Origin of the sequence: Anaeromassilibacillus sp. SJQ-1 (assembly GCF_046693725.1) — a bacterium.
In the GTDB taxonomy this organism is placed as follows: domain Bacteria; phylum Bacillota; class Clostridia; order Oscillospirales; family Acutalibacteraceae; genus Anaeromassilibacillus.
Window position 1 is genome coordinate 1 of the sequence record NZ_JBKEIV010000006.1, and the last position, 24,191, is coordinate 24,191.

27 protein-coding genes, 2 pseudogenes and 1 other annotated feature are annotated in these 24,191 nt (G+C 49.7%); of the genes and pseudogenes, 13 read left to right on the forward strand and 16 right to left on the reverse strand.

Translation table 11 applies throughout. The features are described 5' to 3' along the window. The 5 genes from ACGCCZ_RS01180 to ACGCCZ_RS01200 all read right to left on the reverse strand — a co-directional run. Positions 1–174: DUF1934 domain-containing protein (locus ACGCCZ_RS01180; protein ID WP_411655122.1), on the reverse strand; the 174-nt coding region annotated here is incomplete at its 3' end. Further along, positions 116–304, reverse strand: a complete 189-nt coding sequence (locus ACGCCZ_RS01185; protein WP_411655088.1) for a DUF1934 family protein — start codon at positions 302–304, stop codon at positions 116–118. The genes ACGCCZ_RS01185 and ACGCCZ_RS01180, both read right to left, overlap by 59 nt. 23 nt (positions 305–327) lie before the next feature. Next, the gene (locus ACGCCZ_RS01190) at positions 328–705 is read right to left on the reverse strand and encodes a glutamate racemase (RefSeq protein WP_411655089.1); all 378 of its coding nucleotides are present in this window, start codon (positions 703–705) and stop codon (positions 328–330) included. Then, on the reverse strand, positions 668–1,141 hold the full coding sequence (gene murI / locus ACGCCZ_RS01195; protein ID WP_411655090.1) for a glutamate racemase: 474 nt from the start codon (positions 1,139–1,141) through the stop codon (positions 668–670). Before murI ends, ACGCCZ_RS01190 begins: the two co-directional genes overlap by 38 nt. A 28-nt stretch (positions 1,142–1,169) precedes the next feature. Then, entirely contained in the window at positions 1,170–2,249 is a 1,080-nt protein-coding gene (locus ACGCCZ_RS01200) for a D-alanine--D-alanine ligase family protein (protein WP_054323562.1), read from the reverse strand. A 303-nt stretch (positions 2,250–2,552) separates the two neighbouring features. Here ACGCCZ_RS01200 and ACGCCZ_RS01205 point away from each other — a divergent pair, with 303 nt between their 5' ends. From ACGCCZ_RS01205 to rplL, 8 genes are all read left to right on the forward strand, one after another. Beyond that, complete coding sequence (locus ACGCCZ_RS01205; RefSeq protein ID WP_411655091.1) at positions 2,553–3,341, forward strand: DUF7674 family protein; 789 nt, start codon at positions 2,553–2,555, stop codon at positions 3,339–3,341. Between the two features lie 315 nt (positions 3,342–3,656). After that, positions 3,657–3,806 carry a 50S ribosomal protein L33 gene (gene rpmG / locus ACGCCZ_RS01210; RefSeq protein ID WP_054323564.1) on the forward strand — a complete coding sequence of 50 codons (150 nt, stop codon included), beginning with the start codon at positions 3,657–3,659 and terminating at the stop codon, positions 3,804–3,806. Positions 3,807–3,826: 20 nt separating this feature from the next. Continuing rightward, positions 3,827–4,129 carry a preprotein translocase subunit SecE gene (secE, locus tag ACGCCZ_RS01215; protein WP_082402119.1) on the forward strand — a complete coding sequence of 101 codons (303 nt, stop codon included), beginning with the start codon at positions 3,827–3,829 and terminating at the stop codon, positions 4,127–4,129. Between the two features lie 17 nt (positions 4,130–4,146). Then, on the forward strand, positions 4,147–4,668 hold the full coding sequence (gene nusG / locus ACGCCZ_RS01220) for a transcription termination/antitermination protein NusG (RefSeq protein WP_054323593.1): 522 nt from the start codon (positions 4,147–4,149) through the stop codon (positions 4,666–4,668). A 183-nt stretch (positions 4,669–4,851) separates the two neighbouring features. Continuing rightward, positions 4,852–5,277: a 50S ribosomal protein L11 gene (gene rplK, locus ACGCCZ_RS01225; RefSeq protein WP_054323565.1), complete on the forward strand. Its 426-nt coding sequence runs from the start codon at positions 4,852–4,854 to the stop codon at positions 5,275–5,277. Positions 5,278–5,331: 54 nt separating this feature from the next. Next, positions 5,332–6,033, forward strand: coding sequence for a 50S ribosomal protein L1 (rplA, locus tag ACGCCZ_RS01230; RefSeq protein ID WP_054323566.1), 702 nt, complete (start codon positions 5,332–5,334; stop codon positions 6,031–6,033). A 56-nt stretch (positions 6,034–6,089) separates the two neighbouring features. Beyond that, positions 6,090–6,248 (forward strand) — a sequence feature (ribosomal protein L10 leader region). A gap of 41 nt (positions 6,249–6,289) precedes the next feature. Further along, a complete protein-coding gene (rplJ, locus tag ACGCCZ_RS01235) occupies positions 6,290–6,823 on the forward strand; it encodes a 50S ribosomal protein L10 (RefSeq protein ID WP_054323567.1) in 534 nt (177 codons plus the stop codon). Positions 6,824–6,895: 72 nt separating this feature from the next. Beyond that, on the forward strand, positions 6,896–7,273 hold the full coding sequence (gene rplL, locus ACGCCZ_RS01240; RefSeq protein ID WP_082402120.1) for a 50S ribosomal protein L7/L12: 378 nt from the start codon (positions 6,896–6,898) through the stop codon (positions 7,271–7,273). Positions 7,274–7,780: 507 nt separating this feature from the next. Here rplL and ACGCCZ_RS01245 read toward each other — a convergent pair. From ACGCCZ_RS01245 to ACGCCZ_RS01265, 5 genes are all read right to left on the reverse strand, one after another. Further along, on the reverse strand, positions 7,781–8,263 hold the full coding sequence (locus ACGCCZ_RS01245; protein WP_411655092.1) for a CD225/dispanin family protein: 483 nt from the start codon (positions 8,261–8,263) through the stop codon (positions 7,781–7,783). A gap of 502 nt (positions 8,264–8,765) precedes the next feature. After that, complete coding sequence (locus ACGCCZ_RS01250) at positions 8,766–9,026, reverse strand: DUF2752 domain-containing protein (RefSeq protein WP_411655093.1); 261 nt, start codon at positions 9,024–9,026, stop codon at positions 8,766–8,768. A gap of 144 nt (positions 9,027–9,170) precedes the next feature. Continuing rightward, the gene (locus tag ACGCCZ_RS01255; protein WP_411655123.1) at positions 9,171–9,305 is read right to left on the reverse strand and encodes a hypothetical protein; all 135 of its coding nucleotides are present in this window, start codon (positions 9,303–9,305) and stop codon (positions 9,171–9,173) included. Between the two features lie 13 nt (positions 9,306–9,318). After that, the gene (locus tag ACGCCZ_RS01260) at positions 9,319–10,182 is read right to left on the reverse strand and encodes a D-alanyl-D-alanine carboxypeptidase family protein (protein WP_411655094.1); all 864 of its coding nucleotides are present in this window, start codon (positions 10,180–10,182) and stop codon (positions 9,319–9,321) included. Next, entirely contained in the window at positions 10,170–10,523 is a 354-nt protein-coding gene (locus ACGCCZ_RS01265; protein ID WP_411655095.1) for a hypothetical protein, read from the reverse strand. The genes ACGCCZ_RS01260 and ACGCCZ_RS01265 overlap by 13 nt, the downstream gene beginning before the upstream one ends. 186 nt (positions 10,524–10,709) lie before the next feature. On the opposite strand from ACGCCZ_RS01265, the gene ACGCCZ_RS01270 reads away from it, so the two are divergent. The 5 genes from ACGCCZ_RS01270 (at position 10,710) to ACGCCZ_RS01290 (ending at position 15,698) form a co-directional block, all read left to right on the forward strand. Further along, positions 10,710–11,372, forward strand: a complete 663-nt coding sequence (locus ACGCCZ_RS01270) for a metallophosphoesterase (protein ID WP_085531663.1) — start codon at positions 10,710–10,712, stop codon at positions 11,370–11,372. Beyond that, positions 11,369–12,499: an exonuclease SbcCD subunit D gene (locus tag ACGCCZ_RS01275; protein ID WP_411655096.1), complete on the forward strand. Its 1,131-nt coding sequence runs from the start codon at positions 11,369–11,371 to the stop codon at positions 12,497–12,499. The genes ACGCCZ_RS01270 and ACGCCZ_RS01275 overlap by 4 nt, the downstream gene beginning before the upstream one ends. Then, the gene (locus tag ACGCCZ_RS01280) at positions 12,496–15,201 is read left to right on the forward strand and encodes an AAA family ATPase (protein WP_411655097.1); all 2,706 of its coding nucleotides are present in this window, start codon (positions 12,496–12,498) and stop codon (positions 15,199–15,201) included. The genes ACGCCZ_RS01275 and ACGCCZ_RS01280 overlap by 4 nt, the downstream gene beginning before the upstream one ends. Before the next feature lie 141 nt (positions 15,202–15,342). Further along, entirely contained in the window at positions 15,343–15,579 is a 237-nt protein-coding gene (locus tag ACGCCZ_RS01285; RefSeq protein WP_082402124.1) for a DDE-type integrase/transposase/recombinase, read from the forward strand. After that, the gene (locus ACGCCZ_RS01290; protein ID WP_411655098.1) at positions 15,576–15,698 is read left to right on the forward strand and encodes a hypothetical protein; all 123 of its coding nucleotides are present in this window, start codon (positions 15,576–15,578) and stop codon (positions 15,696–15,698) included. The genes ACGCCZ_RS01285 and ACGCCZ_RS01290 overlap by 4 nt, the downstream gene beginning before the upstream one ends. A gap of 152 nt (positions 15,699–15,850) precedes the next feature. Here the strand turns inward: ACGCCZ_RS01290 and recG are convergent, their stop codons facing one another. From recG to rny, 6 genes and pseudogenes are all read right to left on the reverse strand, one after another. Next, entirely contained in the window at positions 15,851–17,881 is a 2,031-nt protein-coding gene (gene recG / locus ACGCCZ_RS01295; RefSeq protein WP_054323575.1) for an ATP-dependent DNA helicase RecG, read from the reverse strand. 382 nt (positions 17,882–18,263) lie between these two features. Then, positions 18,264–19,935: pseudogene (locus ACGCCZ_RS01300) on the reverse strand (DAK2 domain-containing protein). A 236-nt stretch (positions 19,936–20,171) separates the two neighbouring features. Continuing rightward, entirely contained in the window at positions 20,172–20,432 is a 261-nt protein-coding gene (locus tag ACGCCZ_RS01305; RefSeq protein ID WP_054323577.1) for a stage V sporulation protein S, read from the reverse strand. A gap of 140 nt (positions 20,433–20,572) precedes the next feature. Further along, a pseudogene (locus ACGCCZ_RS01310) lies at positions 20,573–21,341 on the reverse strand (TIGR00282 family metallophosphoesterase). 65 nt (positions 21,342–21,406) lie between these two features. After that, positions 21,407–21,679 carry an acylphosphatase gene (locus ACGCCZ_RS01315; protein WP_411655099.1) on the reverse strand — a complete coding sequence of 91 codons (273 nt, stop codon included), beginning with the start codon at positions 21,677–21,679 and terminating at the stop codon, positions 21,407–21,409. A gap of 59 nt (positions 21,680–21,738) precedes the next feature. Then, positions 21,739–23,301 (reverse strand): ribonuclease Y, encoded by a 1,563-nt coding sequence (gene rny / locus ACGCCZ_RS01320; protein WP_242967210.1) that lies wholly within the window; start codon positions 23,299–23,301, stop codon positions 21,739–21,741. Positions 23,302–24,191: the final 890 nt, after the last annotated feature.

Sequence of the window (24,191 nt, forward strand, 5' to 3'; positions counted from 1 at the left end):
GGTGAAGATCCCGATCATCATGTTGCCGTAGCCGGTGTCGTACTGACAGAGGTGACGTTTGCCATTCTCCAAAACCAAACGGGTACTTCCCGCACCGCGCATCAGGGTCACTTTGTCATTTCCTTCGACCTTCAGCACAGAGGTCACCGGCTTTCCGTTCTTCTTCGCTGTCATATTCTTTATAGGTAATATAACGATTTTTTCCTTTTTTTACATAGGAACCGAGCGTGGTGACCTGAACCTCGCCGGTTTCACCGTCCACCTGCTGGCGTCCCAAAATGGAAATTAAATAATTTTCCTGCATTTTTACATTCCCCCTACCTTGGGTCAATAGCGGTTGATGTCGATTTGGTGGACCTCCTGGCCGATGTCCCTGCCAAGAAAGATGCCCGCAATGCGGGAGAAATCGTCTACCCGGTCGCTCACATAGAAGGAACAGTCCCCCTTGGCGGGACGGTCACACAAAAGGCCGCGCTCTTCCAGCACCTTGCTGCAACAAAAGGCAGTCTCCCGCCCGCTGTCGATCAACGTAACTTCCTTTCCCATGGTTGCGCCGATAATCCGGCTGATAATCGGATAATGGGTGCATCCCATGATGAGTGTGTCTACACCGGCATCTCGCAACTCCCCAAGATAACGCTCCGCGACAAGGCGGGTGACCTCATCGTCATCTGCAACAAAGCCGTTCTCTGACCAAAGGAACAAATAGGGGGCACTCGCGGTCGTAGACCTGGATTTCCGAATCGATCTCTGCAAGGGCTCTGCGATAAGAACCGCTGCGGATCGTGGCAGAGGTCCCAATGACCCCCACGCGCTTGTTGCGCGTTGCAGCAGATGCTGCAAGGGCTGTCGGATGTAGGACATCGATAAAAGGGACACCCTGGGGCTTTTTGAGGTTTCTGGCCAGAGAACTGACGGTGCCGCACGCAACAACAATCATTTTGACACGGTTTTCCGTCAGAAAGTGGATGTCTTGGGCGGCATATTTTAGAATCGTCTCTTGGCTTCGGGAACCGTAAGGCACACGCCCCGTATCGCCAAAATAGACGATGTGTTCCTGTGGCATAATCTCCAAAAGCTCTTTGACCGCTGTCAGGCCGCCGAGCCCGGAATCGAAAACGCCGATTGGTCGGTTATCCATATTTTTTGCTCCCTATCCCTTCCCGTTCTTACATCCGGCCTTCCTTTTCAAAGGCGAGCTGAATCAATTGGTCCAACAGGTCTGGAATCGGCACGCCACATGCTTCCCAAAGTTTGGGATACATGCTGATCGAGGTGAATCCGGGCAATGTATTGAGCTCGTTGAGCAGAACTTCGGTCCCACCCCGCACAAAGAAATCGACACGCGCCAGACCTGTGCAGCCCAAGAGACGGTATGCACGTTCCGCAGTGTGACGGAGCTCTTCGGAAACCTCCGGCGCGAGATGTGCAGGGATATAGAGCTGTGATGTTCCGTTTTTATATTTGTCGTCGTAATCGTAGAAGTCGGCAGAAGGAGCGATTTCCCCCACAATGGAGGATTTGGGGACATCGTTTCCCATTACGGCGCATTCGACCTCCTGGCCGACAATGCATTCCTCAATGACCACTTTGCTGTCCTCGCGGGCGGCCTTGGAGACCGCTGTATCCAGATCTTCTTCCCGCTCTACTTTACTGACTCCTACAGAAGAACCGGCATTGGCGGGCTTGACAAAGACCGGATAGCCGAGACGCGCCTCGACCTTTCGTTTGATCTTTTCGATGCCCTCGCCGGAATAGTTGCAGGCAAAGAACCAAAGATAATTGGCCTGTTTGATACGCGCGCCGGTCAAAAGGGTATGAGCGATTGCTTTATCCATGCACACGGCAGAAGCTGAGGTCCCACAGCCGACAAAAGGAATGCCGGCCATTTGGAATAGGCCCTGAATGGTGCCATCCTCGCCGTTTTTTCCATGTAGCACGGGAAAAACCAGATCGAGCTTTACCGTTTCACAGGCGCCGCAGCCATTCATGACCACAAGTCCCCTTACAGAGCGGTCAGGGGAGAGGAATGCAACACGGTTGTTTGGATTTTGTTCCCAAGCGCCGCTTGCAATGTCCTCTGTAGAACTGTCCGTCAGAAACCATCGGCCAGCTTTATCAATGCCTACAAGAATCACGTCATATTTTTCTTTTGAAATATTTTCAACAACGCATTTTGCAGAAAGTCGGGAGATCTCATGCTCCGAAGAACATCCGCCGAAAATCACGGCAATCCTGCGTTTCTCCATAAGATATAACCTCCTGGATTATTCGGGATTTTGCGTGTTAAGACTCATTGGCTACACGCGGACCCTTGAATATATATGATAACACACGGCCCAATTCTGCGCAATCTCTACATTTGCCAACGCAAGACGCTGCTACAAAGAATTGCTGGATATTTCGCCGATAAACCGTGGAAGGGGCAACGTGCCGCCAATAAATTAGTATGGTGACAAAAAAATAAATATGTAGTATAATCAACAGAAAAAGGATCAGAACAGCCGTAGGGTCCGTGGGTGCGGACGGCTTTCATAGAGCAGGAGTGATAATTGTTGGATCAGAAGGCATTTGACCTGATTGTAGAGAAAACGGGCGCTTCGCTCGCGCCGCAGGGATTCCAGCGGGACAAAAACGGTGAGAATGAAACCACCGCGTTGTTTGTCGGCGAGAGTGTGGCATACAGCGTCTTTTTTGACGAGCAGAAAAAGCAGTTTGAACTGCGGGCCTGCGCAATGACCGAGGATGGTCCGGACGAAAAGTGGAAGGTCCTTTCCCGCTGGCTGTTTGAGCCGGAAGAGCGGCCGCTCGCGGAGGCGGAGAGTATTGCCAACGATTTTGTGGAAACCATCGAAGGGCCTCGCCGTGTGGCAGCGGTCCAGACGGCAAAGCGCAAGTCAAAGGGCGGCGAAAACAATGCGGACCCGCTTTTCTTTTTTAACCGCCTTGTGGGAATTTTCCCGGAATTGCGCGAGGAGATCACGGAAGAGCGTTCCTGGTATGGGATGGTGCGCGGGGTGACCTTTGCGCGGGAACACGTGTTGCCCAAGATAGAGTCCTTTTTAAACTCTGCGCGGCCGGAGCAGATGAAACGCCTTTGCGATGTTTTGGGAGATATGTATGTTGCAGGGGACATGGATGTGCGTTCGATTATCACCATCGTTCTGCTGAACGGGATTCACGACCCGGAGGTTGTGGAACAAAAGATGGTGCCTCAGTTCCGCAAAGAGCTGCAGGAAGCATACCGTGCGGGAAAAAAATATCGGGGAAAGACCGTAAAACCGGAAAAGAAAAAGAAAGAAAAGAAATATTCAGCGGAGACGTTAAACGACTTGCGTTGAAGCAGGGAACTCTTATCAGCTAGCGGCTGAGAGGGAGGCGCCGTTGCAGTGTCCGTTCATCGAGGCGCTACAACGGCTGTTTATCCCTTGTAATCGGGAAAGTCTAGGGAAATTGCGGCTTTTTCGCAAGTTTTTCGAAAAATTCCCTTGACCGTTGGGCGAGGGTATGGTATAGTTATCTTACCTCATAAATTGGGGTTCTTTTTTTGTGCCCTTTTTTGAGGGAGGCTGTGGGCCTGCAACGAACGTGGGTCCGGGGAACTGTGCAACCGCGCAGATCCTTGAAAATTGTTCCGTATAACGGGAGGTGCCGTCATGAGAGTGAAAATCGTATTAGCCTGCACAGAGTGCAAACAGCGCAACTACAACACTATGAAAAACAAGAAGAATGATCCGGACAGACTTGAGATGAACAAGTACTGCCGTTTCTGCAGGAAGCACACGCTTCATAAGGAAACGAAGTAATCCGGACGGAGGGACAGAAAATGCCAGAAAATACCGAGAAGTCCGTCAAGGACACCGAAAAGGCCGTTAAGGCTGACAAGCCGGCAAAGACGGAAAAGTCGGACAAGAAGGAAAACGCATTTGTCCGCTTTTTCAAGAACACAGGCAAGTTCCTTCGCGACGTTAAGAATGAGGTCAAAAAGATTGTGTGGCCAACCCCAAAGTCTGTGTTTAAAAACACAGGCGTTGTCCTGGTGACCATCCTTGTCATCGGTCTGTTCATCTTTGGGCTGGACACCGTATTTATGAACCTGCTGGGGCTGATTATGAACATCGCCAAGTAGGAAGCGGAGGAATGGCTATGCCCGAAGAAGGAAAATGGTACGTTGTTCATACCTATTCCGGGTATGAAAACAAAGTGGCCTCCAACCTGGAAAAAACCGTTGAAAACCGTCAGTTGCAGGATCTGATTCAGGAGATCCGCGTTCCCACCGAGACGGTTACCGAAATTAAGGATAACAAGAAACGCGATGTGGAGCGCAAGATTTTCCCTGGATATGTGCTGGTCAAAATGGTTTTGACGGACGAGTCCTGGTATGTCGTGCGGAATATCCGCGGATGCACAGGGTTTGTCGGTCCGTCCTCCAAGCCGATCCCGCTCACCAATGAAGAGGTGGCCAAGCTCGGCGTGGAAAAACGCGAGGTGGAAGTCAACTATGGCGTAGGCGATTCCGTCCAGATCGTCGATGGTCCTTTGGAGGGCTTTGTCGGCACCGTGGAGGAAGTCGACCTAGAAAAGAACCGCGTCCGTGTTACAGTCAGTATGTTCGGACGGGAAACGCCGGTGGAGCTGGAGCTCGACCAGGCGGAAACAATGGAATAAGGACCCGAAGGGGTCCGGGCCGTTGGGGTTTGCCCAACGTGTCGGCAAGTGAGGTAATATGCGGGCAACCGCTTATTATGAGGGACGAAGTCCCCTGGGGAGCATAAAGAACCGCTTCCCCTGTGGGAGGAACGGCTAAAATGCTTGTTCCGCCATTTACCACAAATTTTGGAGGTGCAGAAAATGGCTCAAAAGGTTACGGGCTTGATTAAGCTCCAGATACCGGCTGGCAAAGCAACGCCGGCGCCGCCTGTTGGACCGGCTCTCGGTCAGCACGGCGTCAACATTATGGCGTTCACAAAGGAATTCAATGAGCGCACAAAGGGAGACGCAGGACTGATTATTCCTGTTGTTATCACGGTCTATGCGGACCGTTCGTTTACCTTTATCACAAAGACGCCGCCTGCGGCCGTTCTGATCAAGAAGGCCTGCGGAATTGAAACCGCATCGGGCGAGCCGAACAAGAAAAAGGTTGCAAAGATTACCCGTGAGCAGGTCAAGAAGATTGCCGAACAGAAAATGCCCGACCTCAACGCTGCTACTGTCGAATCTGCTATGAGCATGATCGCTGGCACTGCACGCAGCATGGGCATCGAAGTCGTAGATTGATCACCCGGGTGGGAGGAACAAATCCGATTTACCACTCAATAGGGAGGAAAACCAATGAAACACGGTAAAAAATATGTCGACAGCGCAAAGCAGGTCGACCGTTCCAAGTTCTATGATACGAACGAAGCGTTGGAGCTCTGTGTAAAGACTGCCACCGCAAAGTTCGACGAGACAGTAGAAGTGCACGTCAAGCTGGGCGTTGACAGCCGTCATGCGGACCAGCAGGTTCGTGGCGCTATCGTTTTGCCGAACGGCACTGGTAAAAAAGTTCGCGTTTTGGCAATCTGCAAGGGCGACGCTGCAAAAGACGCAGAAGCGGCTGGTGCAGAGTTTGTTGGCGCAGAAGAGATGGTTCAAAAGATCCAGAGCGAGAACTGGATGGACTTTGACGTGCTGATCACGACTCCGGATATGATGGGTCTGGTTGGCCGCCTCGGTAAGATCCTCGGTCCCCGCGGTTTGATGCCAAACCCGAAGGCTGGTACCGTTACGCGTGAGATCGGTAAAGCAATCGCAGATGCAAAGGCTGGTAAGATTGAATACCGTCTTGACAAGACCAACATCATTCACTGCGTCATTGGTAAGGTTTCCTTCGGCGCACAGAAGCTGGAAGAGAACTTCGATGCGCTCATTGGCGCAATCATTAAGGCGAAGCCGGCTGCTGCTAAGGGTCAGTATATCCGTTCCTGCGTGGTCGCTACCACGATGGGCCCGGGTGTCAAAATGAACCCGAACAAAGTTGGCACTGCTTCTTGACAAGGGCTTGTCCCTGTGTTAAGATAAATACTGCTTCCTGTAATATGGAGAGCAGATTCGTTGCTGTTCTTTATTCAAAGACAGCAGGCGCATTGCGTAATGGGGTTTCCCAGCCTGCCGAGGATAGAGCCGCAGAACATGTTTTGCTGTGTTAAACAGCGTGAGAATGTGTTTTACGCCCTTCCCGGTTTGGGAAGGGCTTTTTCTTTGCTCCGTCCCCATGGGAATGTTATTTTGGTTACGGAGGTGAATCCATTTGCCAAGCGAGAAGGTATTGGAACAAAAGAAGCAAGTTGTTGCAGAACTTTCTGAGAGCCTGAAGGGCGCTTGTATTGGCGTAATCGTCGACTACAAGGGTATCACTGTCGCAGAAGACACGAAGCTTCGTAAGCAGCTGCGTGAGACTGGCGAATATAAGGTTGTCAAGAATACGCTGCTGAAGTTGGCCTTGAAGGATGCTGGAATTGAAGGTCTGGACTCCGTTCTGGAGGGAACGACTGCAATTGCCATCAGCAAGGACGACTACACCGGCAGTGCGAAAGCTCTGTGCGACTTTGCGGATAAGAGTAAGACGTTTGAAATCAAGGCCGGCTTCGTTGACGGAAAGGTCATCGATGCAGCGGGTGTTAAGAACCTGGCAAAGCTCCCGTCCAAGGAAGTTTTGGTTGCGCAGGCTCTGTCCGGCTTGAATGCACCGATCACGGGCTTCGTCACCGTGTTGAATGGTACGATGAAGGGCTTGGTTGTTGCGTTGAATGCAATCGCGGAGAAACAGGCTGCGAATGCATAATTGTTTTTATTGGTCCAGCGCCATGTGGGCGTAAACAAATGATTATGAATAAAAAATAGTGGAGGTATTATCATGTCTGATAAAGTTGTTAAGCTGATCGAAGATGTTAAGGCACTCACCGTTTTGGAGCTCTCCGAGCTCGTTAAGGCTCTCGAAGAGGAGTTCGGCGTTTCCGCTGCTGCTCCGGTTGCTGTTGCTGCTGCTCCGGTTGCTGGCGCTGCTCCGGCTGCTGAAGAGAAGACCGAGTTTGACGTCGTGCTGAAGAGCGCTGGCGGCAACAAGATCGCTGTCATTAAGGTTGTCCGTGAGATCACTGGCTTGGGCCTGAAGGAAGCTAAGGAAGTTGTTGACAACGCTCCGAAGGCTGTTAAGGAAGGCGTTTCCAAGGATGACGCTGACGCAATCAGCAAGAAGCTCACCGAGGCTGGCGCAGAAGTCGAAGTTAAGTAATTTAACAAAAGAATGTAAAACCGCTTGTGGAACTTTCCACAGGCGGTTTTTTTATTAGTTTCAAAAAATCCTAGTTCTGTCGATGGTAATGCCCCACAAAAAGTTTTTTCTTCGAGTATCAAGTGAACGGGAGGCAACCAACAGTCTTTCGTAAACGGCAGATTGCGTGCCAACACTTTTAGGCGTGGGCTTGTACCATTGGGGCCTTGTCGCATCTGAAAATCACCTGTTTTGCTGCTGAGGGCCTATTGTATCAAGTACTGTCAAAAGTATACAATAGAATAAAAAGGTTTTAGCGAAATAAAGACGATAGGCCTTCTTACACCCCTATAGGCGAAATTGCCCAACATGTACATACGATTCTTGTCATAGTAAATGCTCCGGGATTTCCCTCCCCATAGTTCTTTATAGAAAAAGCCGCTCTTTTGCTGCTTCGCAAAAGAGCGGCTTTGAAAGGTATGTTTGGGTTTCAATCATCTATCTGCTCGACCTACATGATGTAAAAAATTAAAATGCTGTCAGGAAGATGGCAAAGAAATAGATTACTTCTACAATCAAACCGACGATTGTACCAATCAGGTTACAAACGAACGCATTTTTGAGCTTCTTTTCCTGCCCTTCGGGTGTGAACTCATTTTTGGCAGTAAGTGTAAAAACAAGGCCCACAATTCCGAGCGGAAGGCAGCAGCAAATCAAGTTGATGATCGACCAAACCAACAGCACAGTTGGATTCGTCTGTATTCCACCACCATTGGGAGATGGCTGGTAAGGCGTATAACCAGGCTGCTGCGGGGGCGCCTGATAACTATCATACCCCTGTGGGGGGACGCTGTTATTTGGTTGCTGTGGGTTGTAAGCCGGTTGTGCATGGAACTCCGCCTGGGTAGCATTATTGGCGCCGTCATTCTGCTCGGTCAAGTTATAAGAGCATTCTGGGCAAAATTTTGCACCATCTGGCACATTGCTGCCGCATTTTGGACACGTACTCATGTTCTTTTCCTCCTGCAATAAATATAATGTTGTTTAAAATAATACCTGAATCAAAACTTGTGTACAAAGATTCATCCAATTTAGAACAGGCTCTTCTTCAAAATTCTTAAATTTGGAGAGATAACAAAACCACATTCTTTCCCAAAAGGGATGTAATCCCCTTTTCTACTGGCAAAAGAGTTTAATCCACGAAATAAAAATCCGATACTTCGTTAGTCCCTTGGCCTTTTATGAAAGACAGCTTATCCAATACTTATGCTACTTCTGTGAGGGAAATGTGAATTGGATGGGATTTTCCTTTGAATAGCTCAACATACGGTCCTTATTCCGCTCAGTCTCAGAAAAATCTATCTTTCAGGGTGCCAAAAGAGAAAAGGGAAATACCGGAATATTCCGTAAAACCCAAAAGAGAAGGACCAAAAGCATAATACCATTATAAGCCGATAGGCCTATCTGGAAAAAAGGAAGTGGGTCCTTTCGGAATACAAAGCGAATATATTGCTTAATAAGATAATAAGCGACAAAAAGGAAAAGCCAACAGAAAAAAGGCATTGTAGTGAAGCGCGGCCAAAAAATCTCCATGTACCATTGAAAATAATGCGCGCCCGGCTCCACATCCTGGACAGTAAAACCCCGTCCATTGATAAAAAACACAGACAAAAGGACTTCCATATCGATAGAGATAGAACAATCCTCCCAAAGCAAGCAGGGGAGCACCAATTCCTACAAGTATCCGCAACCAACGGGAACGACTGAATTTCATAAAGCATGCTCCCTATCAGTCAAGAAATGTTTCTCATTAAATATATCATTTCTGACACAGAATGTCAAATATATCCCAAACTATTTAGGATTCTATCACAAATATTGGTTATTATAGGGAAAGACGGAAAACAATGGAAAACAGTTACATCCGGCGATATTTTTTAACCTTACGAAGATTTTTCTTTTTGCGGTTGTAGATCAAAGCGAGGATGAAATAGACCAACAACAGGAAAAGAATGATCCCTGCGATGACAAGGAACCAGGTAGAAGTAAAGATCGATTTTACAGTGTCAGGCTGAGTGTAAAAGTTCGCTGCGTTCTACGGATTCCGCGGCCACCAGGTCCACCGTGGCGAGATTCTGTCCCGCGTAACTCAGCGTGGCGGTGCCAATCTTTTGGCCCTTTTTCACTGGCGCCTCAATTTCTTCCGGCACATGTTTGGTCAAGATGATGCTGGAGACGTCTACGCTGTCCGGCATGATTGTAGAATAATTTTTTGCAGGGACCAGCAAGATCTTATCTTTATTCCAGGCATACTTGAGGGTGATCTCTCCCACCGCATCCTCACTGTTTAAGACATCTTTCATGCTCAGGTTGTTGAATGCCCATTCGTAGAGATTCTTCGAATCAATCATTTCACCCCGTGTGGTGATTTTATTGCCGTTTTCATCCACACTCGGCGAACCGAGTGCAATGCACAGATAGCTGTAGCCGCCTCTGGTGGCTGTAGAAACCAGGCAGTAACCCGCTTGGTCATGGGAACCGGTTTTGATTCCGCGCGCGTAGCGGTAATAAAGGTCCGGGTCCAGGTTCGGGTCAATCAAACGGTTTGTCGTGACCAATGTACGCTGCTGGCCGGCCTCAGGGCCGCCTACAGGGGTATACGTATAACGTGTTTGGTCACAAATATCGGTAAAATGTGGCAGGGACATCGCGTATTTGGTGATGAGGTAGAGATCATGTGCGGTTGTGTAATGTTCATCATCGTGCAGGCCGTGTGGATTTGTGAAGTGGGTGTCCTGACAACCGAGTTCCTGCGCCTTTTCATTCATCAGTTCCACAAAGGCGTTGGAATCACCATTGCCGATATAATCGGCTAATACTAAGGCGGCATCGTTGCCGGAAGGCACCATCATGCAGTTCAGCAGCTGCATAACCGTAAGGACATCGTTTTCTTTGATGCCGAGAGAGAGCTGCCCGTTCCCAACAACTGATCGACTACCTCCTTTGTCACCGTGACCTGCGTGTTATCCAGGTCCTGAATCTGCTCGCTGACAACAATGAAGGTCATAATTTTTGTGGTAGAAGCTGGTTCCCGCCTGGCCGTTGCGTTCTTTTCATAGACAATCGTATCCGTGTCCAGGTTTACCAACTCAATTGCGGCGGAATAGGTTTCAAAATCGATGTTAAAAGTTGCAGCGCCTGCTTGGGCTGCGGGAAGCATACAGCACAGCACCAAAAAGAAACACAGAATAGGAAAGAGCTTTTTTTTCATGGAACTTTTGCCTCCAATGTGATATGATTATAAAATATATAGTATGGTCGTTCAGGACAAATTCATCTTGGTATTGCGTTTCAAATAGCCTAATAAAAAGTATACCAGCTATTGGGCAAAAGATAAAGGCTGATACAAAAATCTTTACAATTAGCCATTCGGCAGTTGACTAAGGAGGGACACTCTTTGCTTTATATCACAGGAAATATGCACGGGGAGATGGCGCGCTTTGAGGACTCCCGCTTGCGCAAGCTGAAAAAGGGCGATACGTTGATCGTCTGTGGAGATTTTGGCTTTCTCTGGGACGGCGGGCCAAAGGAAGAAAAAAATCTCAAAAAGCTTGGAAGTAAAAAATATCAGATTCTGTTTGTGGATGGCACCCATGAGAATTTCGACTTATTAGACTCATATCCGATTTCAGATTGGAACGGCGGGAAGGTTCAGCAAATCAGCGGGAATCTTTATCATCTGATGCGTGGCCAGGTGTATACGCTTGAAGGGAAAAAAATCTTTACCTTTGGCGGAGGAGAGAGCACGGAAAAGCAGATGTATATAGACGCCGGTAAGTGGTGGGAACGTGAGATGCCCAATCTGAGTGAAATGCGCACGGCCGTCGATCAGCTGCGCGCCAATGAATTTCAGGTGGATTACATTCTAACGCATGAGCCGGCGCCGGGCATGCCAGCACATAAAGTCAATCCCAAGGACAGTACGAATCAGTTGGATGCCTTCTTTGATGAGTTGGTCAAGCGGGTGACCTATGATCGGTGGTTTTTTGGTTCGCTCCACATCGACCGAAAGATCACTGCAAAAACATACGCTGTCTTTAACGAGGTTGTACCGCTATGAAAATTTTACATACCTCCGACTGGCATTTGGGGAAGATGCTGTATGGGCGTTCTCTCTTAGAAGATCAGTCGTACTTTATCAACCGGGTGTTTCTGCCCCTTATGGAGCAGGAACACCCCGATTTGATTCTTCTGGCAGGGGACGTTTTTGACCGGCAGATTGCGCCCGTAGAGGCAATCCGGTTGTTTGACCATTTTGTGGAGGAGACCCACCGCCTTGGCATTCCGCTGGCGGCAATCAGCGGCAACCATGATGGGGCCGATCGAATGGCGCTGGGAACGCCTTTGCTGCGTCAAAGCGGGGTGACCATTGCAACCAAGCTGGAAGATGTCTTTCAACCGCTTTTGCTTCCGGAGAACGTGCATTGTTATCTATTGCCGTATTTTGAGCCCCAACAAGTGCGCCAGCTTTTGGGCAGAGAGGTACGGGGCTTTCAGGAAGCCTACCGGGCGGTATTGGATCGTGTGCGCGAACAGCTTATCCCCGGGGCGGTCAACCTATTGGTTGCGCACTGTTTTGTGATGGGAGGGGAGACCTCTGCCTCGGAAAGCCCCACCTTTGTCGGCGGAAGCTCGGAGGTCCATCCGGCATGTTTTGACGGTTTTTCCTATGTAGCATTGGGGCATTTACACCGTCCTCAGAAGGCGGGAACGAATGGACGTTATGCAGGGTCCCCGCTCAAGTATTCTTTTGACGAATCCATGCATCGAAAATCCGTTACATTGGTCACTTTGGAGGATGGACAGGTACAGACGGAATGCATCCCTGTGCAGCCGATGCGTGATTTGCGAACCATCTCCGGGACCATGGAAGAACTTTTGGAACTGGGAAAGCATACGCCGAGTGAGGACTATCTCTATGTGGAATTGCTGGACGAATCTCCGGTGTACATGCCGATGGACCGGCTGCGCCCCTATTTTCCCAATCTATTGGGCATTAACTCGCAATGGCTTTCTCGTGTGGGAACTGGAGAAAACGCCGCCCTGCGAGAGCAACTTTTACATCGAAAGACAGACGATACAGCGATCTTTGAAGCATTTTTACAACAAATATGTGGAGCCGAAGTGGACGCGGCGGATCGAAATTTATTTTTACAGGCGATGCGTGGAGAGGGGGCGGACGTATGAAGCCGGTCACTTTGACCATGCAGGCGTTTGGCTCGTACCTGAAACGGACAGAGCTGGATTTCCGTCTGTTGGGAGACAACCCCATTTTCTTGATTACCGGCGCCACTGGCGGCGGAAAGACGACGATACTGGACGCTATGTGCTTTGCACTCTATTGTAAGGCAACCGGCGGGCGGCGTAGTTGGGACAGTATGCGCTGTGCCGCCGCGCCGCAGGGCGCGGAAACCATGGTCGATTTTGTCTTTCAGTTGTCGGGCGAAACCTATCGATTTACTCGGGCGCAATCCCAATATAAGGCGCGCGGGACAGGGGTTCTCAAGACAAAAGAGACGCATGCCTGTTACCGTATGGAGAATGGAGAATGGTCCCTGCTTTTAGCAGGTGCAGAATCCCGTGTGCGGGAAAAGGCAGAAGAAATCTTAGGACTGACCTGTGAACAGTTTTCGCAGGTAATCGTTCTCCCACAGGGGGACTTCCTGAAGCTGCTTCTGTCCAGTTCCCGTGAGAAAGCGCAGATGTTTCAAACCCTGTTTGCGACAGGTCGTTGGGAGCAGGCCGTTCACAACCTGAAAGAAATGGCCGCCCGATTGGGGAAGGAAGCAGGAGAGCTGGAAGCAGCGAAACGTTCCATCTTGGAGCGGGAGGGGGTGGAAACCCTTCCCCTTTTGGAAGAGCGAGAAGCTGTCCTCCGGGAAGAATTGGCCAAGGCGAAAGCAGCGCAGCTGGCTGCTTCCGTGGCGCTGCAAAAGCAAAATGGTGCATTGCGTGCAGCTGAGGCCTTGGCAGAACAGTTTACTGCATTAGAGAGACAAAAAATACAGGCGCATGCATTGGAACAACAGCGGGAAGATCAGGAGAAAAAGCGCCAAAAACTGGCGTTGGCACGCCGGGCCGCAGGCGTATATCCGTACTTTACAGCATATAGGTCTGCACAAAAGGATCTCTTGACAAAACGGCAGGCATATACAGATGCAAAGCAACAGCTGGCAAAGGCAGAAGCGGAGCAAAACGCTGCGCAAAAGCAGCTGCCCCTCGCAGAACGCTATCGTGCGGGGCTGTCGGAACTCGCAAAAGAGGAAGAACGGCTGCAGGGATTCCGCGAGAACGCCTGCAAGAGACAGGAGCTCCGGGAAAAGCAAAAGGAGCTTGCACAACGTTTTGTCTTATTGGAGAAGCAGCGGAAAGAAGCCCAGGAGCGCCTTAAAACGGCAGACCGGCAAGTTGCTGACGGCAATGCTTACATTGAAAATGCATTGCAGCAGAGCGCTCTTCTCCCGAAATTGTTGGAAGATGTACAGGGGTTGATCAAGGAGGATGCCGCAGCTTCCCTGGCAACACAGTTGCAACAGGGGATTCCCTGTCCTGTATGTGGATCGGTACAACATCCCAGGCCGGCGCAACGGAGTACGCGACTACAGGAGGCGCAAAATGCTTTACAACAGGCGCAGAAAGCGGCAAGTCTATTGGAAAGCGCGCAAAAACGGCTTCAGGAACGCCGTGCACAGCGCGAACAGGCGCAAGGAGATCTCTCCAGGTGCAATGAGAAAATCGCTTTTTTGCGCAGTGAACAGCAAACACAGGCATCCTTGGAGCAGGAGTTGTCGGACAAGTTGGGAGAGTGGAGAGAACTGTCTGCAATTGAACGCCGCGTAACCGAAGTGCGGAACCTGGCAAAGAAAAATGCCGATTTAGCCCGCCAGATTGAGGAACATGCAAATATTTCGAAACGGGCGGCAGCGGCTGCAGAAGCGGTATTGGAGAGCGCGGAGCAGGCATATCGAGAGGCAAAGGAGGCAGAGGCGGTTGCGGCCAAACAGCTTCAACAAGCCTTGGCGGACTCTGGATTGGGGAGAGACGATGATTATGCAGCGATGATGTTATCTCCGGAACAGTTGGAGGCCTTGGAGCGTGCGTTGCAGGCCTATGATGCCGCTGTGGAGAGTGTACGGCAACAGGTAAAACGATTGAACCAGGAATTGGAAGGCAAGGATCGGCCGGATGTCGATGCGGAAAGAACCAAACAGTCTCAAGCACAAGAGGCGGCTGAGCAAGCGGCGCAGGCCGTGGGAAAACTTGAGCAAACGGCCCTTGCAGCCAAAGATTCTCTCGAACGGTTACAGAAACTGGAAGAGAAAGGGAAAAAGCTGGAAGAAAAGTACGGGCGTACAAGCCGCTTGTCAGCCCTCCTATCGGGTAAAAATTTGCGAAAGGTTCCCCTACATCAGTTTGTACTGGGGGTCATGCTGGACGATATCCTTTCTTCGGCAAATCAATTTTTTGCTACATTGAGTTCTGGACGCTATAGTCTCAGCCGCGTAACGGCCATCACCAGCGGGAATGCCCTGGGAGGATTGGATCTGGAAGTATTTGATGCCTATACGGGTGGAGCACGTGCGGTAGAAACCCTTTCCGGTGGAGAGCTTTTTCTCGCGTCTCTGTCCCTGGCGTTCGGTCTTTCGGATGTGGTGCAGAGTTATTCCGGAGGGGTTCATCTGGATTCCCTCTTTATCGATGAGGGATTTGGCTCCTTGGATCAGGAGACACTGGATACGGCGATGAAAGCGTTGGGCCAGTTACAACAAATGGGAAGGACCGTTGGGATTATTTCCCATGTGAGTGAATTGAAAAGCCGCATCGCGTCCCAAATCGTTGTGGGTAAAGATCGAGAGGGTGGAAGCACGGTAGTTTTTCGGAGTGTGTGATAGAATATTTTTATATTCGAAAATGGATAAAGTGGCATTCATGTCCGTGCGGGCTAATTGTTCTCACATGAAACACGATTCAGTAAAAAAGCAAAAGCACTTTCAAAAACAAAGACGCCTTGAATCTGAACTACCCTGAGCATGGTGATTACCCTGTTGGAAAAGACTATTGAAACCATACCAGATGGGACAGAGCGGCTCCTTCACTCGGACCAGGGTTGGCAATACCAGCACAAGCAATACCGGCGTATGCTCAAAAGAAAAGGAATCCGGCAAAGTATGAGCCGCAAAGGCAACTGCTCGGACAACGAATTCATGGAATATTTTTTGGTTTGCTCAAAAGCGCGCTGCTTTATCTGCAAGAGCTCAAATCCGTGAAGCACTTCGAGCAGGAATGGATTGCCAATCTTGATTACTACAACAACCGGCGCATGAAGGCAAAGCGAAAGGGCGTGCTGCCTGCGATTCACAGGCAACAAGCCCTTTCGGTTGCTTGAACAAATTTCTCTTAAAAGTATTGCCTAACTTTTTGAGGTCACTTCAAATCACGTCTGGCCGAATTTGGGGCGTTTTATCCTTGTATCCATTAGGCGGTTTAGATGGAATGAGAGGGTTCGTTGCCCATGGCGTTCTTTGCAGTGGGCAATGGTCAACCACCAACCAATGTTTGGAAGAGTTGATTGACTTCTGCACGCAAGCCTCGATGCTCCGGCTGCTCCAAGGCAAAATCTTGGGCTAAGATGGTACGTGCAACCTCCTGAGCCTGTTTGAGTGTTTCCAGATCCTGCGCCATATCGGCAATTTTCAAATCAGGCAGGCCATGTTGACGAGAACCGAAAAAATCACCCGGACCACGCAAACGAAGATCCTCATCGGCAATCTCGAAGCCATTTGATGTGCGGCACATCACCTGTAGGCGTGTCAGGGCCTCATCATTCTGTGCATCAGAGAGCAGAATACAGGTTGAGCGATGGGTTCCACGTCCAACGCGTCCACGCAATTGATGCAATTGAGAAAGACCATACCGTTCTGCATTTTCAATCAACATTACGACAGCATTGGGAACATCCACTCCGACCTCTACAACCGTAGTGGAGACCAGAATATCCAATTGCCCCGAGGCGAAGTCCTCCATGACGCTCTCCTTTTCCCGCGCCTTCATGCGGCCGTGCAGAATTCCGATCCGAGTTCCGGGCATCCATTCCGTGCGGAGTTTATCCGCATACTGTAGAACGGCAGCCATATCGTTGTCGCCTTCTTCAATGGTGGGACAGATGATATAGCATTGCAATCCTTGATCGATATGCTTTTGCATATAGTGAAATGCACGTGTACGCTTTGAGCTGTCAATCGCATACGTTTCAATCTTCTGACGGCCGGGAGGTAGTTCGTCCAGCACAGAGAGATCGAGATCACCATAAATCATCAATGCAAGCGTGCGGGGGATCGGTGTCGCACTCATCACCAGAAGATGTGGATTATTTCCTTTGGACGCTAGCGCGGCGCGCTGTGCCACACCGAAACGGTGCTGTTCATCTGTGACAACCAATCCCAAATTTTGAAAAGTCACGCCTTCTGAAAGCAGGGCATGTGTACCGATGACCAGACGAATCTCGCCCGCCTGTAGTTGTTCTGCAAGTTTTTTCTTTTTGCTTGCGGTCAATGATCCAGTCAGGCGTGCGATGGGAATATCTGCAGGGGCTAAAATGGAGGAGAGCGTTTCGTAATGCTGATGGGCAAGAATCTCTGTAGGGGCCATCAATGCGGCCTGCATCCCATTTTCCACGACATTGTAACACAATGCAGCGGCCACCGCTGTTTTTCCGGACCCCACGTCTCCCTGTACAAGACGGTTCATTGGACGTCCTCCCGTCATATCTGCCATCGCTTCCTGTACAGCGCGCTTTTGGGCATTGGTGGGCGTAAAGGGCAACAGGCGATAGAATTCCTCTGTATAGTCTTTTGTCAAACACAAAGAAGTCCGTTCTCGCTCGCGGCTTTTCATGCGTAGAAGCCCCAATTGAAGGACCAACAGCTCTTCAAAGATCATTCGATGGCGAGCTTCTCGCAATTCTTCCATGTTAGAAGGGAAATGAATTTGCTCTAAAGCATTGCGAAGCGGGCAAAGATGTTGCTGCGTGCGCAGAGGCGCAGGAATCGGGTCACGCAGGTCATGTGGAAGCAGTAAAAATGCGTGTTTGACCGCATTGGAAATCATGCGGGAACTGAGCCCCTGGGTCTGTCGGTAGATGGGAATAATGGGCGGGCAACTTTCGATTGGATAGAATTCCGGCGAGAGCATTTCACGTTTCAGAAAGTTCGCAGATAACTTTCCATAAAATAGATAGGTTTCTCCTTCGACTAACCGGTCTTTTACATAGGGATTGTTAAAAAAAGTGATCTCCAAATCACTCACACCGTCTGTCACACGGCATTTACATAACAACATCCCGCCACGTACGCGCGTTTCTGTGGGAGCGCGGTATAGGGTCGCTTGGATGGCGCACGGTTCGTTGAGAGGGGCTTCTCGAATGGGATAGGGAGAGGTCATATCCTCGTATGCGCGCGGATAGAGACGTAGCAGTGCCCCAACGCTGGGCGCCCCAATCTTTTCGAAGAGTCTGGCCCGCTTTGGTCCTACGCCTTTTAAATCCTGAATGGGCATGCGAAATAAGGACATAGGTTCCTCCTTCCTATCGGTTGATAGAATCGACAAAAGCCGGATTACTCCGGCTTTTGAAAAACGGTTTCATTCACTTACTGCGTAAACACTGGACAGAATCAAAAAGGTTCCGTCCGTCCATATTGCTGAACAAATTTTTCTGAAAACTGGAAAGGCTTTTTTCTAACCGGATGACAGCATGCATCCATTCTGTAAAAAGGTTTGTACAGGCCGCACCTAGAAGATCGGCTGATCAAGGAAACAAGATATAAACCTTCCTTTATCCATCAACAGGATAGGACCGCGTTCTGAGAAGCCGGAAGCCGATTCTTTCTATCCAGCGAAGAAGATCTGTTTTACAGAAAAATTCGCGTCGGTCGTACCTTCCAACTCCGTTTGATTATTCGACAGAGATGATAAAATAGTAGACGGGTTGACCGCCATTCACGAGCGTTACTTCGATGTCGCCGCTGATCTTAGATTTGATACGGTTGTATGCGTCATTGGCCTGTGCTTCAGTGATGTCAGAGCCATAAATGATGGTGATAAAAGAGGTGCTGCGGTTCACCATAGAGCGTGTCAGTTTGCTGCATGTGTGGACAATATCCTTTTCAATCAATTCCATTTTGCCATTGCGTAACCCAAGAATGTCCCCTTCGCGGATTTTGTGCCCACCAAATTCCGAATCACGTGCAGCAAAGGTCACGGTACCCGTTGCCACGTTGCCGGCAGCTTCCATCATGGAAACAGCATTCTGTTCGGTGGAAACATCTGGATCATAGGCTAGCATCGCAGAGAGTCCCTGGGGAATGGTGCGTGTTGGTAACACGATCACCTTGCGGTCCTTTACCAACGGCACGGTCTGTTCCGCAGCCATAATGATGTTCTTGTTGTTTGGAAGAACCATGACCGTCTTAGCCGGAGTAGCCAGAATTGCCTCCAGAATATCATTGGTACTGGGGTTCATCGTTTGGCCGCCGCTCACTACATGGGTGCATCCCAAATCCGTGAACAGAGTTTTTAAACCATCCCCCACTGCGACGGAGACAAATCCGATCTCCTCTGTGGGCTCTACCGGCTCTAAAGGCTTCTTCTCCGCGGCTGCTTTTGCTTTAGCCGCTTCATTGGCCTCTGCAGCTTTGCGGTGCTGCTCTTTCATATTTTCAATCTTTACAGTGAGCAACTGACCGAATACCAACGCTGCCTGCAAAGCATTGCCAGGCTCTTCCGTGTGCACGTGAACCTTGATGATTTCATCGTCATCCACGACCACAACGCAATCTCCGATTCCTTCCAAATACTGGCGAAGATCCTGTGGATCTTTTTTACATGCGGGGTCACGACCCACAATAAATTCCGTACAGTAGGTGAAATGAATTTCTTGGTCAAATTCCGCCGCCGCATTGCGGAAGAATTCGTCTGCACTCAAATTGGACATATCAGCAGAGGGCTCATTTGCAATGATGGTATGATCCTTAAACACAGACATCATACCGTCAAAAATATGGCACAAGCCTTTGCCGCCGGCATCGACTACACCAGCCTTTTTGAGGACAGGCAACAATTCAGGAGTTTCTTCCAGTGCCTCTGCGGCGCCTTTGCAAATGGCACTCCAAACATAAACGGGGTCATTATCGATCTCCGCGGCTGCTTTTCCCTTCTCACATGCCACACGGGAGACGGTCAGGATAGTCCCCTCTGTTGGTTTCATAACAGCCTTGTATGCTGCCTCAACGCCCATTCCCAGGGCATTGGCCAATTCGGTACCGCCGATTTCCTCCATCCCTTCTACACCCTTGGAGAATCCACGGAACAAAAGGGAGAGGATCACGCCGGAGTTCCCTCGCGCGCCGCGCAATAGAGCGGAAGCCGCTTTGTGCGCAATTTCACCCGCGCTGCCTTCCGCGTTTTCAAGCTCCCGCGCGGCAGCACCCATTGTCAGTACTCATATTTGTTCCAGTATCGCCGTCTGGCACAGGAAAAATATTTAATTCGTCCACAGAAGTTTTATGCTTTGCGATATTATTGGCGCCAGAAATCATGGCGTCCCGCAATTCCAATCCACTGATCATTGCGAACACTCCCTCGGTAGTATTTTCTATAGCTACGACTGTGTTTCTCTCGGTTTTCTTTAGAGATTTTATTGAAATATTATACCATATTCCCATGTGGTATTCAATCAATATTATTGCCATAAAAAAGCGAAGATAGGCGAAAGAATCGGAAGGATTCGCAAAAAGGGTTCCCGCGCGGTTTGACATGCCAAAAGTTCTTTGGCATGGGTACCGTGCGGGAACCCTTTTGTTCATCATCGTTGCTCCACAATTAAGCGGATCGCTGTACGTTCTTCGCCGTCGATGACTACGCTGGCAAAAGCCGGGATACAGACAAGATCGATCCCGGCAGGGGCGAGATAGCCGCGGGCAATAGCGACTGCTTTGATCGCTTGATTTGCAGCGCCAGCACCCACGGCTTGCAGTTCTGCGCTGCCAGACTCACGGATGACCCCGGCAATCGCGCCGGCCACTGCGTTTGGTGCGGACTTTGATGACACTTTTAAAGGTTCCATAAAGCCATCCCTCCAACATCCCTGTATTGGAAATGTACAAAACCATTGCGGGTCTCCCAACCATATGATAAAACATTTTGTACAAAGTTTCAAGCAGAAGAGAAGAATAACTAGCAATTCTTTTTACAATTTTTCCGGGTCTATTCAATTTTTAACCGTTCAACAGCGATTGTTTTCCCTGTTTTTTCGTCTATTGTAAAAAGAACGCACCCCATTTCGCAGGCGCCGTCAGCAAGGTCGAACCGGACGGGCATCTTCAGACCGCATCTTCTGAATGACAAGTTCGGGCTTTACACCGAGAACAGAGCGCTTGGGGCCGGTCATGCCAAGGTCAGAGATATAACCGGTACCGTGCTCAAAAATACATTCGTCCGCAGTCTGTACATGCGTATGGGTACCAAAAACCGCAGATACACGACCGTCCAAATAATATGCCAAGGACTTCTTTTCTCCGGTGGCCTCGGCGTGGAAATCGACCAAAGTAATTTTTGGAACGCCTTCTGCCAGAATGCGATCCGCTGCATCAAAAGGGGAATCCATACTTTCCATATAGACGACCCCCATCAGGTTCAAAACCCCGACCTGGATACGCCCCATATCGACCACGCAATATCCGCGCCCCGGCGCCAACGATGGAAAGTTTGCAGGGCGCAAAAGGGTTTCGCAGGAATCGAAAAGGTCATAGGATTCTTTTCGGCGAAAGGTATGATTGCCAGCAGTAATCACATCTACACCGCTGTCAAACAAGAAGCGGGCAGACACGGGCGTAATCCCATTTCCATCTGCGGAATTTTCCCCGTTTGCAATGACGAGATCTACACCTTTTATTTTTTTCAGTTGGGGCAGATGTGCGCGCAAAAATTTGCAGCCAATGCTGCCAACAACGTCGCCGATGGCGAGAATATTCATAATCGATAGCCTCCTAGAGCTCTTTAGCATGATTAAAATCGGAAACATACTTAGGCGTCTTTTTATCAATAGAGCACGCGAAAAGAAGTATCCGCGGCCGCCTCTGTCATCTCACGCATTTCAATGTGGTCGATCAAACTGTAACCGTTTCCACGCCGGATTGCGGAAGAAAAGATTGCCACCGCTTCATTGGTACCCTGTACTTCCAGTTCTACAGCACCGTCCGCGCGGTTGCGAACCCAGCCGGATAGACCGTTCTTTCGTGCAGTTTGTAGGCAGGTCCAGCGAAATCCTACGCCTTGTACGCGCCCGTGTACGGTCATTTTATAGCGTGGCATGTCCAGTTCCCTCCTTTTTTGAATGAAAAGAGCGGGCAGAATTGCCCGCTCCAAATCTCTTATTTTGCGTATTCGATCGCGCGGCTCTCACGAATAATGTTGACCTTAATCTGGCCCGGATATTCGAGGTCGCTCTCGATCTTTTTACAGATGTCACGTGCCAACAGGATCATCTTATCATCGGAGATCACCTCCGGTTTTACCATCACGCGGATTTCACGGCCTGCTTGAATCGCATAGCAACGCTCTACGCCGTCAAAGGAGGAAGCAACCTCTTCCAACTTTTCCAAACGTTTGATGTAATTTTCCAGGTTTTCACGCCGTGCCCCCGGCCTTGCTGCCGAGATTGCATCTGCAGCCTGCACAATGCAGGCGATTACGGTCTTAGCCTCCACATCGCCGTGGTGAGCCTGGATCGCATGAATAACGGTTTCGCTCTCCTTGTATTTACGCGCCACATCGACGCCGATGTCCACATGGGAACCTTCGATCTCATGGTCCAGCGCCTTGCCGATGTCATGCAACAAACCAGCGCGGCGAGCGATGGTTGGGTCGAGACCAAGCTCCGACGCAATGACACCGGAGAGATACGCGACTTCCAAGGAATGATTCAAAACATTCTGGCCGTAACTGGTGCGATAACGCAGACGGCCCAGCAATTTGACCAACTCGGGGTGAATGCCGTTGACACCAGCCTCGATGACCGCACGTTCGCCCTCCTGCTTGATGGTTGTATCCACCTCGCGGCGAGCCTTTTCAATCATTTCTTCAATGCGCGCCGGATGGATACGGCCGTCTGCAATGAGTTTTTCCAATGCAATACGGGCAACTTCGCGGCGCACCGGTTCAAAGCTTGAAAGGGTGATAGCCTCCGGGGTATCATCGATAATCAGATCCACGCCGGTCATGGTTTCAATGGTTCGAATATTGCGGCCCTCGCGGCCGATGATGCGGCCTTTCATTTCATCGTTTGGCAGCGGCACCACCGAAATCGTGGCCTCTGCCACATGGTCAGCAGCACAACGCTGAATCGCCATAGAGATGATCTCGCGGGCGGACGCCTCGGCGTCTTCCCTTGTCTGCTGCTCAAATTCCATGAGCTTGACCGCTTTTTCGTGCGTGAGCTCGTCTTCCAGATTTTTCATCAAATAGTCTTTCGCTTGTTCGACTGTAAAACCGGAAATACGCTCCAACATTTCAAACTGGCTCTTTTTCACGGCCTCCGCTTCGGCCAACCGTTCATCCGCCTGCTTGTTTTTGTTGTTGAGGATTTCGTCTTTTGCCTCCAGGCTTTCCATTTTTTTGTCGAGTGTTTCTTCCTTTTGCTGGATGCGGCGCTCTTGACGCTGAACCTCTTTGCGGCGTTCGTTCAGTTCCTTTTCAGCTTCTGCACGTTGGCGATGGATTTCATCCTTGCCTTCCAGAACAGCTTCCTTTTTCTTTGCTTCTGCGGTTTTGATGGCTTCGCTTACAATGCGTTTTGCCTCATCTTCGGCAGAGTGAATGGCAAATTCTGCCGTTTTTTTGCGGTGCGCAACGCCTGCAAAGAAGGCGATTGCAGCACTGATCACAGCGCACACCAGTGCTATGACAATACATACGGGGATCGAAATTTGATTCAATTCTGTTGGCACCTCCTTGTTTTCCATTTGATTCAAGGGGGCACTGAACCAGAACTGCACAGATCAACCTGTCCAGTGGCAATCCACTGGGAAAGGGTCCCTTGGTTCTTTCCGACGTGGCACAAAGGCGCAAAAAATCCAACCGGCCTGCTCTTCCTTAAAAACAAAACCGAGGTTCTTGCCTGCAATTGGCATGTCGGATTTTTCGGGTTCCTTCCATTTTAGGGATGGAAAAGCGCAAAAATACGGTTATCTATGGGAGCGAGACAGGGCAGCCATATACCGGATGGCCTGCCGTGCTGATGACACACTTCCCGATGCGCTTAGGACATGTTCGAAACATAAAATAAGAGAAACGGAGAAAAAGAACCGCCGAGCAGCAAACAACCTGAAAAACTGCGCCAGCGGGTTCCAGATCCCTTATGGATGGGTTTCCCAAACATGCACAAAGCAAAAAGTATTTTTAACACAAATCCGGCCGAACATCCGCCGGCGTTGATATTGAGCGAGTTCCTTCAGCGTCTCCCCATGGGGATTCCCGGATGTCCGGACCATCCCACATTTGAAGTTAAAGTCATTGGAATCTGCGGATGAAAAACATCCGCTGTGAAAATAAGATCACGCTTATAATTGTATTACGATATATACCCGAATGTCAAGAATTTTGATGTCAATATGTATAAATTATGAATAGAATTTTAGGGATTGCTTTTGAACAATCACAAGAGATTCTCTGCTTGACAATCGTTGAGGGGAATGATAAGATAAAAACCAGAACATAATAATACCAACGCGTTGATGAGGACGCCGCAGATTCCGGCCAACAGAGAGTATGGGCAGTAGCTGTAAGCCCATACGGCGAAGGGGATTTTGCAAGGGCCACCACCTCG

Coding starts and splice junctions, on each gene's coding strand:
- ACGCCZ_RS01185 (WP_411655088.1), bottom strand. CDS start 304: ATGCAGGAAAATTATTTAATTTCCATTTTGGGACGCCAGCAGGTGGAC.
- murI (WP_411655090.1), bottom strand. CDS start 1,141: ATGGATAACCGACCAATCGGCGTTTTCGATTCCGGGCTCGGCGGCCTG.
- ACGCCZ_RS01200 (WP_054323562.1), bottom strand. CDS start 2,249: ATGGAGAAACGCAGGATTGCCGTGATTTTCGGCGGATGTTCTTCGGAG.
- rpmG (WP_054323564.1), top strand. CDS start 3,657: ATGAGAGTGAAAATCGTATTAGCCTGCACAGAGTGCAAACAGCGCAAC.
- secE (WP_082402119.1), top strand. CDS start 3,827: ATGCCAGAAAATACCGAGAAGTCCGTCAAGGACACCGAAAAGGCCGTT.
- nusG (WP_054323593.1), top strand. CDS start 4,147: ATGCCCGAAGAAGGAAAATGGTACGTTGTTCATACCTATTCCGGGTAT.
- rplK (WP_054323565.1), top strand. CDS start 4,852: ATGGCTCAAAAGGTTACGGGCTTGATTAAGCTCCAGATACCGGCTGGC.
- rplA (WP_054323566.1), top strand. CDS start 5,332: ATGAAACACGGTAAAAAATATGTCGACAGCGCAAAGCAGGTCGACCGT.
- rplL (WP_082402120.1), top strand. CDS start 6,896: ATGTCTGATAAAGTTGTTAAGCTGATCGAAGATGTTAAGGCACTCACC.
- ACGCCZ_RS01245 (WP_411655092.1), bottom strand. CDS start 8,263: ATGAGTACGTGTCCAAAATGCGGCAGCAATGTGCCAGATGGTGCAAAA.
- ACGCCZ_RS01250 (WP_411655093.1), bottom strand. CDS start 9,026: ATGAAATTCAGTCGTTCCCGTTGGTTGCGGATACTTGTAGGAATTGGT.
- ACGCCZ_RS01260 (WP_411655094.1), bottom strand. CDS start 10,182: ATGCAGCTGCTGAACTGCATGATGGTGCCTTCCGGCAACGATGCCGCC.
- ACGCCZ_RS01265 (WP_411655095.1), bottom strand. CDS start 10,523: ATGAAAAAAAAGCTCTTTCCTATTCTGTGTTTCTTTTTGGTGCTGTGC.
- ACGCCZ_RS01275 (WP_411655096.1), top strand. CDS start 11,369: ATGAAAATTTTACATACCTCCGACTGGCATTTGGGGAAGATGCTGTAT.
- ACGCCZ_RS01280 (WP_411655097.1), top strand. CDS start 12,496: ATGAAGCCGGTCACTTTGACCATGCAGGCGTTTGGCTCGTACCTGAAA.
- ACGCCZ_RS01285 (WP_082402124.1), top strand. CDS start 15,343: ATGGTGATTACCCTGTTGGAAAAGACTATTGAAACCATACCAGATGGG.
- recG (WP_054323575.1), bottom strand. CDS start 17,881: ATGTCCTTATTTCGCATGCCCATTCAGGATTTAAAAGGCGTAGGACCA.
- ACGCCZ_RS01305 (WP_054323577.1), bottom strand. CDS start 20,432: ATGGAACCTTTAAAAGTGTCATCAAAGTCCGCACCAAACGCAGTGGCC.
- ACGCCZ_RS01315 (WP_411655099.1), bottom strand. CDS start 21,679: ATGCCACGCTATAAAATGACCGTACACGGGCGCGTACAAGGCGTAGGA.